This window comes from Amycolatopsis kentuckyensis, assembly GCF_002155975.1.
Classification (GTDB): Bacteria; Actinomycetota; Actinomycetes; order Mycobacteriales; family Pseudonocardiaceae; genus Amycolatopsis; species Amycolatopsis kentuckyensis.
In genome coordinates this window covers 17,007-29,647 of the sequence record NZ_MUMI01000445.1, presented here as the reverse complement: position 1 = coordinate 29,647, position 12,641 = coordinate 17,007, and the positions used below count along the sequence as shown (strand labels likewise).

Annotated in this window: 10 protein-coding genes; 8 read left to right on the top strand and 2 right to left on the bottom strand. The window is 70.7% G+C overall.

What is annotated here, in order from left to right; translation table 11 throughout:
* Positions 1 to 1,944: DEAD/DEAH box helicase (locus CCN39_RS36065; RefSeq protein WP_086849724.1), on the bottom strand; the 1,944-nt coding region annotated here is incomplete at its 3' end.
* A 349-nt stretch (positions 1,945 to 2,293) separates the two neighbouring features.
* Between CCN39_RS36065 and CCN39_RS36060 the strand changes: the two genes are divergently transcribed.
* The 3 genes from CCN39_RS36060 to CCN39_RS36050 all read left to right on the top strand — a co-directional run bounded on the left by CCN39_RS36060 (position 2,294) and on the right by CCN39_RS36050 (position 5,997).
* A complete protein-coding gene (locus CCN39_RS36060; protein WP_086849722.1) occupies positions 2,294 to 4,555 on the top strand; it encodes a sodium-translocating pyrophosphatase in 2,262 nt (753 codons plus the stop codon).
* Between the two features lie 149 nt (positions 4,556 to 4,704).
* Positions 4,705 to 5,295: a hypothetical protein gene (locus CCN39_RS36055; protein WP_086849720.1), complete on the top strand. Its 591-nt coding sequence runs from the start codon at positions 4,705 to 4,707 to the stop codon at positions 5,293 to 5,295.
* A gap of 51 nt (positions 5,296 to 5,346) precedes the next feature.
* On the top strand, positions 5,347 to 5,997 hold the full coding sequence (locus CCN39_RS36050; RefSeq protein WP_086849718.1) for a hypothetical protein: 651 nt from the start codon (positions 5,347 to 5,349) through the stop codon (positions 5,995 to 5,997).
* 18 nt (positions 5,998 to 6,015) lie between these two features.
* Here CCN39_RS36050 and CCN39_RS36045 read toward each other — a convergent pair whose 3' ends face one another.
* Positions 6,016 to 6,822 (bottom strand): S1 family peptidase, encoded by an 807-nt coding sequence (locus tag CCN39_RS36045; RefSeq protein WP_086849716.1) that lies wholly within the window; start codon positions 6,820 to 6,822, stop codon positions 6,016 to 6,018.
* 296 nt (positions 6,823 to 7,118) lie between these two features.
* Between CCN39_RS36045 and topA the strand changes: the two genes are divergently transcribed.
* The 5 genes from topA to CCN39_RS36020 all read left to right on the top strand — a co-directional run bounded on the left by topA (position 7,119) and on the right by CCN39_RS36020 (position 12,592).
* Positions 7,119 to 9,995 carry a type I DNA topoisomerase gene (gene topA, locus CCN39_RS36040; protein ID WP_208630534.1) on the top strand — a complete coding sequence of 959 codons (2,877 nt, stop codon included), beginning with the start codon at positions 7,119 to 7,121 and terminating at the stop codon, positions 9,993 to 9,995.
* A gap of 139 nt (positions 9,996 to 10,134) precedes the next feature.
* A complete protein-coding gene (locus CCN39_RS36035; RefSeq protein ID WP_244211151.1) occupies positions 10,135 to 10,713 on the top strand; it encodes a hypothetical protein in 579 nt (192 codons plus the stop codon).
* A gap of 86 nt (positions 10,714 to 10,799) precedes the next feature.
* Complete coding sequence (locus CCN39_RS36030) at positions 10,800 to 11,591, top strand: ESX secretion-associated protein EspG (protein ID WP_086849712.1); 792 nt, start codon at positions 10,800 to 10,802, stop codon at positions 11,589 to 11,591.
* Between the two features lie 34 nt (positions 11,592 to 11,625).
* Positions 11,626 to 11,808 carry a hypothetical protein gene (locus CCN39_RS50855; RefSeq protein WP_167455280.1) on the top strand — a complete coding sequence of 61 codons (183 nt, stop codon included), beginning with the start codon at positions 11,626 to 11,628 and terminating at the stop codon, positions 11,806 to 11,808.
* Positions 11,801 to 12,592 (top strand): hypothetical protein, encoded by a 792-nt coding sequence (locus CCN39_RS36020; protein ID WP_086849710.1) that lies wholly within the window; start codon positions 11,801 to 11,803, stop codon positions 12,590 to 12,592. The genes CCN39_RS50855 and CCN39_RS36020 overlap by 8 nt, the downstream gene beginning before the upstream one ends.
* Positions 12,593 to 12,641: the final 49 nt, after the last annotated feature.

The window sequence follows — 12,641 nt, the reverse complement described above, 5'->3', positions numbered from 1 at the left end:
ACTCGAGCCCGCGGGACCACCCGCGTCGGCGGGACCGCCCCCGCCGGCGCCACCGAGCAGCTCGCCGGACACCGTGTACCAGACCGCCCGCGTCCGCAGGCTCTGCTCCGGCAGGTCGAGCGGCGTGTGGTCCAGGACCTCCCCGGACGGCCGCCGCCGCAGGTACCCCACCACCTGGGACGTCACGGCCACCTCGCCGAGGCAGACGCTCACCCCGCCGTAGTCCTGCTTCTCCTGAGTGGCCAGCACCGAGATGTCCACGATCTCGCGCGGTGTCGTCGTCCAGTCCGGGTTCTCCGCGTGGACCAGCGCCAACCCCTGGTCGAGATCCAGCTCGTCAACGACGTACGACGACCCCTGGTGCAGGTACACCGCGCCGGGGTGCACGGCGAAGCAGGCCGAACCCGGGTCGACCGTTCCGAGCATCCGGCCGGAATCCGACTCGACCACCGCGATCTGCTCGCCGCCGGTGCCGCGGATGCCGACCTCGGCGTGCGGCCGGTCCCGCGAGGTCCAGTACCAGCCGCTCGACCGGCGCCGCACCAGCTTCTGCTCCGCCAGCTCGGCCAGCACCTCCTGGGCCGCCGCGCCGCCGAACACCTCCAGCTCGGGCAGCGTCAGCGGCAGCTCGGCGACGGCGCAAGCGAGCTGCGGCGCCAGCACGTACGGGTTCGCGGGGTCCAGCACCGCCGTCTCCACCGGCCGCGAAAGCAGCGCCGCCGGGTGGTGCACCAGGTAGGTGTCGAGCGGATCGTCCCGCGCGACGAACACCACCAGCGCCGAATCCCCGGAGCGGCCCGCCCGGCCGGCCTGCTGCCAGAACGACGCGAGCGTTCCCGGGTAGCCGGCCAGCACCACCGCGTCCAGGCCCGCGATGTCGACGCCGAGCTCCAGCGCGTTCGTCGTCGCGACCCCCAGCAGCCGGCCCGACAACAGCGCCGCCTCCAGCGCGCGACGCTCCTCCGGCAGATAGCCGGACCTGTACGCCGCAACGGTTTCCGACAACACCGGGTCCACTTCGGACAGGATGCGCCGCGCTCCCAGCGCCGCCAGCTCCGCGCCCCGCCGCGACCGGATGAACGCCAGCGACCGCGCGCCTTCCAGCACCAGGTCGGCGAGGATCCGCGACGTCTCCGCCCCGGCCGAACGCCGGACCGGCGCGCCGTTCTCCCCGGTCAGCTCCTCCAGCAGCGGCGGCTCCCACAACGCGACCGTCCGGGCGCCGCGCGGCGAAGCATCCTCCGTTACGGCGACACAAGAGACGCCCGTCAACCGCGAAGCGAACGAAGCCGGCGAAGCCGTCGTCGCCGAAGCGAGCACGAACACCGGCGAAGCGCCGTAGTGCTCGGCCACCCGCCGAAGCCGGCGAAGCAGCAGGGCGACGTGCGAGCCGAAGACGCCGCGGTAGCTGTGGCACTCGTCGACGACCACGCAGCTGAGCCGCCGGAAGAACGTGGCCCACCGGCCGTGCGCCGAGAGGATCCCGCGGTGCAGCATGTCCGGGTTGGTGAACACCCAGTTCGCGTGCGCGCGCACCCAGTCGCGCTCGGCCATCGGCGTGTCCCCGTCGAACGACGCCGCCCGCACGCCCGGCACGTCCAAAGAGGACACCGAACGCAGCTGGTCCGCGCCCAGCGCCTTCGTCGGCGACAGGTACAGCGCGTTCGCCTTCTCGCCCGCGGCCAGCCGGGACAGCACCGGCAGCTGGTAGGCGAGCGACTTCCCCGAGGCCGTGCCGGTCGAAATCACGACGTGCCGACCCTCGTACGCGTGCGAAGCCGCCTCGGCCTGGTGCGTCCAAGGCGCCGAGACGCCGCAGTCACGCAGCGCAGCGACCACCGCCGGATCCGCCCACGACGGCCACTCTGCGTAGCGTGCGGCGCGACCCGGGAGGTCCGCGACGTGCGTGACCGGGTGCTCGCGCGCCGGGGTGCCGGCGGTCACCCGCCTCAGCAGCCGCTGCCCACGTGATTCGTCCACCCGCCGAGCTTGGCACAGGGGTACGACAGTTCCGGCATCCCCAGCTGCGCCAACGGATCGGCGAAAGGGTGATCGATCAAGTGAGGAGGCTCACAAGGTAACGGAATGTACCGTCACCGGGACGGCGTGAAGACGCTGGTTGCGATACCAATACACTCCCGCAATCCACACCCTCTGTGGTGAGCGTCATGTGAGACGTGCATTGCTGCCCGGCTAGCGTGTCGCTCGGTACAGGGTCCATGCCAGCGCCGGCCGTGTCGAACCCTCGGCTTGCCGTCGACGCTGGCGATCGGCGACGTCTCCTGGAGGACGAATGTCACGGCAGTTCCTCGCGGAGGGCGGGTCCATCACGCTCTCCGGAGGTGGCTACACGATTGTCGGTGTAGTCGCCGTGGTCGCGCTTGCCGCACTCGTCATCGGCTACGTCCTGCTCAAGGAGGTGCTGGCCGCAGGCCAGGGCACCGCCAAGATGCAGGACATCGCCAAGGCGGTGCAGGAAGGCGCGGCCGCTTACCTCAAGCGGCAGCGGAACACCCTCGCCATCTTCGGCGTGGTCGTGTTCCTCCTGCTCTTCATCCTTCCCGCGGACGACTGGAACGAGAAGATCGGCCGTTCGATCTTCTTCCTGGTCGGCGCGGGTTTCTCGTTCACGATCGGCTACCTCGGCATGTGGCTGGCGACGCAGGCGAACCTGCGCGTCGCGGCCGCGTCGCGTGAGGAGGGCGGCCGCGAGAAGGCGATGCGGATCGCGTTCCGCACCGGTGGCGTGGTCGGCATGATCACCGTCGGCCTCGGCCTGTTCGGTGCCGCGGTCGTCGTGCTGGTCTACACCGGCCAGGCGCCCAAGGTGCTCGAGGGCTTCGGCTTCGGCGCGGCCCTGATCGCGATGTTCATGCGTGTCGGCGGCGGTATCTTCACCAAGGCCGCCGACGTCGGCGCGGACCTGGTCGGCAAGGTCGAGCAGGGCATCCCGGAGGACGACCCGCGCAACGCCGCCACCATCGCGGACAACGTGGGCGACAACGTCGGTGACTGCGCCGGCATGGCCGCGGACCTGTTCGAGTCCTACGCCGTCATGCTGGTCGCCGCGCTGATCCTGGGCAGCACCGCCTTCGGCGTGCACGGCCTGATCTTCCCGCTGATCGTGCCGGCCATCGGCGTGATCACCGCCGTCATCGGTGTCTACATCACCAAGGCGCGCGCGGGGGAGGGCGGCCTGGTCACGATCAACCGCTCCTTCTACATCTCCGCGGTGATTTCCGCGGTGCTGTCGGCGATCGCGGCGTTCGTGTACCTGCCGAGCAGCTTCTCCGAATTCGGCACGGGCTTCGAGGGCACCGGCAACCCGGCGGTCATCGCGACCATCGCGGTGATCATCGGCATCGTCCTCGCGGCGGTCATCCTCAAGCTGACCGGCTACTACACCGGCACCGAGTACAAGCCCGTCAAGGACGTCGGCCAGACGTCGGAAACCGGTGCGGCGACGGTCATCCTGTCCGGTATCTCGATCGGTTTCGAGTCCGCCGTGTACACCGCCCTCGTCATCGGTGCGGCCGTGTTCGGCGCCTACCTGCTGGGTGGCGGCGTCGCGCTGTTCGCCGTCGCGCTCGCCGGCACCGGCCTGCTGACCACCGTCGGCGTCATCGTCGCGATGGACACCTTCGGCCCGGTTTCGGACAACGCGCAGGGCATCGCCGAGATGTCGGGCGACGTCGACGAGAAGGCCGCGCAGATCCTCACCGAGCTGGACGCGGTCGGCAACACCACGAAGGCCATCACCAAGGGCATCGCGATCGCCACGGCCGTCCTCGCGGCGACCGCGCTCTTCGGGTCCTACTCCGACGCGATCACGAAGGCGATGGGCGTCGGCGGCGACTTCATCGCCAACATCGTCGGCCCGGCGACCCTGGTCGGCGTGATCATCGGTGCGGCCGTCGTGTTCATGTTCTCCGGTCTCGCGGTCAACGCGGTGTCCCGGGCCGCCGGCGCGGTCGTCTACGAAGTGCGCCGCCAGTTCCGCGACATCCCGGGGATCATGGAGGGCACCACCCGTCCCGAGTACGGCAAGGTCGTCGACATCGTCACGCGCGACTCGCTGCGTGAGCTGACGACGCCGGGTCTGCTGGCGGTCTTCGCCCCGATCGCGGTCGGTTTCGGCCTGGGCACCAGCGCGCTCGCCGGCTACCTGGCCGGCGCGATCGCCTGCGGCACCCTGATGGCGATCTTCCTCGCCAACTCCGGTGGCGCGTGGGACAACGCCAAGAAGCTGGTCGAAGACGGCAACCACGGCGGCAAGGGTTCGGCCGCGCACGAAGCCACCATCATCGGTGACACCGTGGGCGACCCGTTCAAGGACACCGCCGGCCCGGCGATCAACCCGCTGATCAAGGTGATGAACCTGGTTTCGGTGCTGATCGCGCCCGCCATCGTGCAGCTGACGGTCGGCGACAGTGCCAACACCGCCGTGCGCATCATCATTTCGCTGGTCGCGGTCGCGGTGATCGTGGCGGCGATCGTGGTGTCGAAGCGCCGGGGGACGGTCCTGACGGACACCCCGACCGAGATCACGGCCTGACGGAGAACGGTTCCCGGGCCCGGCACGCGACGTCGCGTGCCGGGCCCGGGGCTTGTCGGGTCATCCCACGCTGGCACGGCGACTTGCGAAGCAGCACCGAGTCGGTACCGTCGGCCCTTCCGGGACGTCGTCGAGCAGGAGGTACGCAGGTGCGGCAGCGGTCCACCGTCTTCGCCGCTCTGACCACGACGATCGCCATCGGTCTCGCCGGGTGCGGGCAGCCTTCCGCGGTGCAGGCGCCGCCCCGGGACCAGGATCTTCCGGTGACGACGGTGGTTCCCCAGGTCGATCCCGCGGCGAGCTGGGCGGCCGGCTACTGCGACGCGGTGACGCACCTCGTCCGCGCGCTCGCCGCGCTGCCCGCCGTCGATCCCAGCACGCCGCAGAAGGCGTCCCGGACGTCCAGTGACCTGCTTTCCTCGGTGGTCGGCGGCCTCGACCAGAGTCTGGCCGGGCTGAACGCGCTCGGTGCGCCGCCGATGCCCTCGGCGGACAGCGGGCGCAAGGACGTCATCGGGCAGTTCGCCGAAATCCGCACGGAGGCCGAGAACGCGCGCCGCCGCATCGAGGCGGCCCGCGGAAACGCCGCGGCGACGAAGGAAGCCCTCGGCCAGGCCAGGGCGACGCTCGACCGGATCGACGCGCTCGACTACCTCAAGGGCCTCAAGGACGTCCCGGCCCTCGCCGCGGCGGAACAGCGCGCTCCGGCCTGCCGCCGGCTGGATCAGCCTGCCGGCTGAAGATCCGCGCGAGACCTGCCGCGAATCGAACTTGTGTTCTAGTATGGCGCGGTGGATCGGACGATCTCGCTCTTCTCCGCCGAGGCCAGCGGGCCGGGCCTGGGCGACCTGGCCGGCCTGTTGTGCTGCCACGGCCAGATCACCGGCTTCGGGCGCACCGCCGCCCGGCTGTCAGTGGTCGTCGAAGAGCCGTGGCGGGCCCACGTCCTGGCCGGCGAGTTCCGCTGCCGCGGTGCGGACGCCCAGGTCTCGAAGGCCGACTGCGGCCGTCCACAGGTCCGCACGTCGTTCCGGGTCGACCTGCTGCCGCTGGCGCTGCGGTGGCTGCGTGAGGGCTGCGCGGGCCCGGTCGAGGACGACTCGGGCAAGGCGGTGCCGGACGGGTTCCGGCTGAGCGGCGCGATGCTGCGGATGTGGGCGCTGGCCGGCGGCCGTCCGGGCACGCAGGGTTACCTGCTGGGTGTGGACCCGCTCGCTCCCGGCATGCACGAGAGGCTGGTCGAAGCGCTGACGCCGCTGGGCGTCGCGGCGAAGCTGACCGGTCCGAAGGCCGAGGTCCCGGCCGTCAAAGTCACCGGGAAACGCCGGCTGGAGGCGCTGCTGGAGCTGATCGGGGAGCCACCGCCCGGCGCCGAAGCGGCGTGGCCGGGCGCGGCCCCGCAACCGGTCCCGCACCCGGAGGCCGTCACGAGCACGGCCTGACCGGGTGCGGGAGCCGCGTCAGGGCCGGGGCAGCGTGCAGCCGGCCTGGGTGAGCGCGATTTCGTTGGCCGCGGTGAGGCAGGCCGGGATGCCGTAGGTCTCCTGGCCGTAGTTGATGCCTTCGCGGACGGTGACGTTGCCGGCCTGGTCGACCTCGCACGGGTTGTTGTCCGTGCAGCGCTGGCCGTCCTCGTTGCCGGTGTTGTTCACGCCGACGACCTTGCCGCCGGAGATGATCGGCGAACCGGAGGTGCCGCCGATGGTCTGGCAGGCGGACGTGTAGCGGATCGAGTCCTTCCAGGTCCAGCTGCCCTCCTTCAGCCGGTAGACGAAACCGTCGATGTTGCAGGAGTAGATGCGCTTCCAGTAGCCGGAGACGACGTCGATCGCGGCACCGGCCGTCGGGTGGGCGTTCGACAGCTCCAGCGGCGAGATCCCGTAGCTGGCCTTGATCTGCGCGTAGGTGGTGGTGAGCTGGTAGAGCGACACGTCGGTGTCGGTCATCGTGCCGTAGACGATCTTCTTGGCCCGGAGTGTGGCCTTGTTGCTGCCGCTGGCGGTGAGCAGCGTGAACGTCCGGCTGGAGGCGCGGTTGGTGATGACCTGCCCGGGCGCCGGGAAACCGGTTTCGAGGCAGTGCCCGTTGGACATGACGAGTGCGGGCGCGGTGTCGGGCGTCGCGGCGGGCTTGACCACCGATCCCGAGCAGTTGGACAGGGCCACGGTGCCGGCGAAGTTCGCCGCGGCCGCGTTCGCCGGTGTGACCCCCAGTAATACTGTGGCGGTCGCGGCGGTGAACAGGGCGCCGAGCAGGCGTCGGGTCATGGCGGGTCCTTTCGGCTGGGCGGGGAAACCAGTGAAGCGGTGACATCCCCGCGTCCACCACCGTCGAACGGAGGGTATCCGGACGGTCACGCGCTAGGCTGCGCGGGACGTGGCCGAAATCACGTGGCAGGTACGTTGGGGAAACATCGTCGAGGTCAGCGGCGATGCGCTGGGCACAGGACCGGCGGCGTGTTGGGCCACCTCCGCGCCGTCCGGCCGGGAACAGCGTGCACACTGGCAGGTCGAGACACGGGCCCTGGCAGGGACGTGGTGCAGTCCCGCGGCGGTGGGACGAGATGAGCGGAGAGCAGGACAGCGTGGCAGGAGCACGGACCAAGAAGAACGGAGCCTCGGCGGACAACGGCGCCGGGCACCGGCGGCTGGTCATCGTCGAGTCGCCGACGAAGGCCCGCAAGATCGCGCCCTACCTCGGCGGTGGTTACGTCGTCGAGTCCTCCGTCGGGCACATCCGCGACCTGCCGCGTGGTGCCGCCGACGTGCCCGCCCAGTACAAGGGCGAAGCCTGGGCGCGGCTCGGTGTCGACGTCGACAACGGCTTCAAGGCCCTCTACGTGGTCACCCCGGACAAGAAGTCCAAGGTCACCGAGCTCAAGAGCCTGCTGAAGGACGTCGACGAGCTCTACCTCGCCACGGACCCCGACCGCGAGGGCGAGGCCATCGCGTGGCACCTCCTCGAGACGCTGAAGCCGAAGGTCCCGGTCCGCCGGATGGTCTTCCACGAGGTCACCGAGCAGGCCATCCGCGCGGCCGCCGACTCGACCCGTGAGCTGGACGCCGACCTCGTCGACGCCCAGGAGACCCGCCGCATCCTCGACCGCCTCTACGGCTACGAGGTCTCGCCGGTGCTGTGGAAGAAGGTCATGCCGAAGCTCTCGGCGGGCCGTGTGCAGTCGGTGGCGACCCGGATCGTGGTCGAGCGCGAACGCGAGCGGATGCGCTTCACCTCGGCGTCGTACTGGGACATCTCGGCGACGATGGACGCCGGCGAGGAAGCTTCGCCGCGGAACTTCCCGGCGCGCCTCATCGCCGTCGACGGCGCGCGCCTGGCCACCGGTCGCGACTTCGGCTCGGACGGCCAGCTCAAGGCGTCGAACAACGAGGTCCGCGTGCTCGCCGAGGCCGACGCGCGGCGCCTGGCCGAAGCGCTGAAGCAGCGTGACTTCAAGGTCGCGAGCGTCGAGGAGAAGCCGTACACGCGGAAGCCGTACGCGCCGTTCATGACCTCGACGCTGCAGCAGGAGGCCGGCCGCAAGATGCGGTTCACCTCCGAGCGCACCATGCGGATCGCGCAGAAGCTGTACGAGAACGGCTACATCACTTATATGCGTACCGACTCCACGACGCTGTCGGAGTCGGCGATCTCGGCCGCGCGCAGCCAGGCCACGCAGCTGTACGGCAAGGAGTACGTCTCGCCGACGCCGCGCCAGTACACGCGCAAGGTGAAGAACGCGCAGGAAGCCCACGAAGCGATCCGGCCGTCGGGCGAGGTCTTCCGCACGCCGGGCCAGGTCGCGAGCGAGCTGGACACCGACGAGTACCGCCTGTACGAGATGATCTGGCAGCGCACGATCGCGTCGCAGATGGCGGACGCCAAGGGCACCACGATGTCCGTGCGCATCGTCGGCAACGCGACCTCGGGCGAGGAGTGCACCTTCGCCGCTTCGGGCCGCACGATCACCTTCGCGGGCTTCCTGAAGGCGTACGTCGAGGCGGTCGACACCGAGACCGGTGGTGAGGCCGACGACAAGCAGAGCCGGCTGCCGGTGCTGGCGAAGGACCAGGCGCTGACCGCGTCCGAGCTGAGCCCGGACGGCCACACCACGTCGCCGCCGGCCCGGTACTCCGAGCCGAGCCTGGTCAGCAAGCTGGAAGAGCTGGGCATCGGCCGCCCGTCGACGTACGCGTCGATCATCAAGACCATCCAGGACCGCGGCTACGTCTGGAAGAAGGGCTCCGCGCTCGTCCCGTCGTGGGTCGCGTTCGCCGTGATCGGCCTGATGGAACGGCACTTCGAGCGGCTGGTCGACTACGACTTCACGGCCGGCATGGAGGACGAGCTCGACCGCATCGCGGCCGGCGACGAGCAGCGCGCGCAGTGGCTGTCGAAGTTCTACTTCGGCGGCGACATGGGCGTCGACGGCTCGATCGGCCGCCTCGGCGGGCTGAAGAAGCTGGTCGAAGGCAGCGTCGAGGACATCGACGCGCGGGAGATCAACTCGATCCCGCTGTTCAGCGACGCCGACGGGCACACGGTCGTGGTCCGCGTCGGGCGCTACGGGCCGTACCTGGAGCGCGAGGTCGACGGGAACTCGCAGCGCGCGAACCTGCCGGAGGACCTGCCGCCGGACGAGCTCACGCAGGAGATCGCGGAGAAGCTGTTCGCGACCCCGCAGGAGGGCCGCACGCTGGGCACCGACCCGGTGAGCGGGCACGACATCGTCGCGAAGGAAGGCCGCTTCGGGCCGTACGTGACCGAGGTGCTGCCGGAGATCGAGATCCCCGAGGACGCAACGGCCGCGCAGAAGAAGGCCGCGAAGGCGAAGGCGCCGAAGCCGCGGACGGGCTCGCTGTTCAAGTCGATGGACATCGAGACCATCACGCTGGACGACGCGCTGAAGCTGCTCTCGCTGCCGCGCGTGGTCGGCAAGGACCCGGAGTCCGGCGACGAGATCACGGCGCAGAACGGGCGCTACGGGCCGTACCTGAAGAAGGGCACGGACTCGCGCTCGCTCTCCACCGAGGACCAGCTCTTCTCGATCACCCTCGAAGAGGCGCTGAAGATCTACTCGGAGCCGAAGCAGCGTGGGCGGTCCGCCACGGCGAAGCCGCCGCTCAAGGAGCTCGGCGAGGACCCGGTTTCGAAGAAGCCGATGGTCGTCAAGGACGGCCGGTTCGGCCCGTACGTGACCGACGGCGAGTACAACGCGACGCTGCGGAAGGGCGACGAGATCGAGTCGCTGACCGCGGAACGGGCGTCCGAGCTGCTGGCCGAGAAGCGGGCCAAGGGGCCGGCGCCGAAGCGGAAGGCGCCGGCGCGCAAGCCGGCTTCGACGACGGCGAAGACGGTCAAGGCGGGCACGACCAAGAAGGCCGCCGCCGCGAAGTCGACGGCGACCAAGCGCTCGAGCTCGACCGCGACGAAGGCCAAGTAAGTCCGGCTTCGAGGGCCTCCCTGGTGGGAGGCCCTCGACGTCACACCTTCAGGTGACACCTCGAACGGATGTTCGGGAAATTGTCGGTGGTGCCGGGTTCCATGAACGCGTGACCACTACACCACGCACCGTGCACGCGGTGACCACCAAGATCCTGAAGCCGGTCCGGGCGGCGGCCGCCGGCAGTTCCACCGCCCTCGACCTGGTGGAGGCGCTGCCCGACTTCCCGGGGAGCGGCGGCGTCTGCGGCGTGGCCGTCGCGATGTCCGACGAGCCGTGGACGTCGGCGTTCTTCGACGACCGGACCACGTTCGGCGTCGCCGGGGACGGCTTGAGTCTGACCGGGCCGTCGTCGGGCGGCGTCGCGGAGCTGTTGCGATTGGCGTTGACGCGCTTGCCGCCGCTGGCGCCGGTGCCGGGCGAGGGGCTGTACCTCGACGCCGACGAGCGCGGCGTGCTGGAGCCCGAGCAGGAGTGCCTCGTCCTCGATCTGATGGACGACCTGCGGCGGGCCCGGCGCGGCACGGTCCAGTTCGACATCCACTGCGACGGCTCACCGCCGCGGTGGGAGGTGCTGGCGTTCGTCGACGACGACCGTGGCCGGCACCTGGCGGCCCTGGGCAGACCGCGGGGCGGCCACCGCCGGCTCTGGTGGCTGCCCGGCACGGTGGAGCGGCTCGCCGAGTTCGTCGAAGGACGGGTGCCGGAGCATGCCTGAGCCGTTCGCCGACCGCTTAACGAACGATGTCACCCTCTCGAACATATGTGCGAGAAATTGTCGGTGCCAGGGTGTTCAATCGAGGGGTGAGCAACGCAGTCGCCGTCTTCGACGTCATCGACGAGGTCATCGCCCCGCTGTCGGCCGAGGTGCCGGAGCGGCCCTCGGTGATGGAGTTCTACGACCCCGAGTTCGAGATCCCGCCGGTGCTGGCGGACACCGGACCGCTGCCGGGGCGTCGCTCCGCGCCCGTGTCGAGCCTCGCGGACGAGGTGGAGCAGTACACGCGGTTCGTCGCCGGGATGGCCGCGATCGGCCTCGCGCCGGGTGGCGAGGTCACCGCGGAAGCCGTCGGGCTGTACCGGGCGCTGCGGGGCGGCTTCATCCGTGGCGTGGTCACCGGGGTGTTCCCGGCGCGGGCCAAGCCGTGGGAGGTGCGGTTCTTCGGCGACGAGGACTACACGACGGTCCTGCACAAGCTGGGCAACCGCGCGCGGCTGCGGTCGGGCTTCCTCAGCGAGCTGCCGGGCTGGGTGTTCGACGGGCTGCCCGACCGGCCGCCGGGGCCGGGCGAGCACCTGCGCATCGAGACCGACGAGCGCGGGCTGATCCCTCGTGGCTGCGAGCGGGCGGTCGAGCTGATCCGGGAGTGCGCGGCCCGGCCGCGGCTGGGCACGGTGCTGGTCGACCTCGCGGTGCGCAACGCGATCCTGGCCGAGTACCCGCACGGCGCGTTCGGGCTGGTGGACAACGACCTCGGGCGGTACCAGTTCAGTGCCGCGGTGGCCCGGAACGGGCGCTGGACGGTCACGTGGGGTCCGGCCTCGCGGAGCACGGCCGAGCAGTGGATCGTCGAGGCGGTGCAGAGCCATGTGTGAGCAGGCGGCGGTGCGGACGACGGCCGGGGAGGGCGTGGACAGGGTGGTCGCGGCGGCCTCGAAGGACCTGACGGTGCGCGAGGCGATCCTCGCGGCGGCCGAGCTGAACAGCGGCGTCCCGGAGCCGCGTCCGTCGGCCGATGCCGGCTCGGGCTCTGGCACCGGCGCCGGGCCGGGCGCTGGTTCTGGTTCGGGTGAGAGGCGGCGGCATGGCTGAGCGCACGGCGGCCCGGGAGCTGCTCGAGCTGGCGGCGGCTCCGGTGCTGGTGGCGATGCCGGACCGCGAGCCGGTCGACAGGCTGTACAACCCGGATGTCAGCGATCACGACATCCTGGTCCACGGCCCGGTGTCGGACGACCCGGCGGACCTGGTGGCCGAGGTCGAGCGCCACATGGCGTGGGCCGCCTGGATCGACGGCACCCCGTTCGGCTCGAACGGCGAGCTCAACGAGATCGGCTTCGAGGTGGTCTCGCTGATGCTGCGCGGCTCGGTCCGCGCGGCCCTGTGCGGCGTGTTCGACGACGGCCCGGAGACGGCGGACATCCGCTGCTACGCCGACGGCGAGCGCGCGTTCATGATGGGCTCGCTGCCCGATCGCACGGCGATCCACCTGGCCGACTTCGAGGAGCTGCCGGAGATGCTGGTGGCCGAGCTGCCGGAGGCCCCGTTCGGCGCGTCGCCGAGGGCGATCTGGGTCTCGATCGACGCCGACGGCCTGGTCCACGACGGCCAGGACGACGACGTGGGGGCCATGCGCGAGCTGCTGGCCCGCCCGAGGTCGGGAACGGCGGTCCTCGACATGCTGGCCTTCGGAGGCCTGTGCGCGGAGTTCCCGGACCACGGTTTCGTCCTGGTCGACACGGACCTGGGCCGCTTCGCCCTGGCGGCGTTGGACCGGGGAGACGGCCGCCGCCAGCTGGTCCTGAGCCCCTTCAGTCGAGGGATGCTCCGCGACTGGTGCCGCAAGATGATCGACCTCGGCCAGGAGGAGGTGCCCTGAGCGGAAGATCCCGGAGATCACCTCGAAGGCCGGTCCTGGGGCCAAGGTC

Excerpts from the sequence above, each read along its gene's own strand:
- CCN39_RS36060 (WP_086849722.1), top strand. The coding sequence starts at position 2,294 with ATGTCACGGCAGTTCCTCGCGGAGGGCGGGTCCATCACGCTCTCCGGA.
- CCN39_RS36045 (WP_086849716.1), bottom strand. The coding sequence starts at position 6,822 with ATGACCCGACGCCTGCTCGGCGCCCTGTTCACCGCCGCGACCGCCACA.
- topA (WP_208630534.1), top strand. The coding sequence starts at position 7,119 with ATGAGCGGAGAGCAGGACAGCGTGGCAGGAGCACGGACCAAGAAGAAC.
- CCN39_RS36020 (WP_086849710.1), top strand. The coding sequence starts at position 11,801 with ATGGCTGAGCGCACGGCGGCCCGGGAGCTGCTCGAGCTGGCGGCGGCT.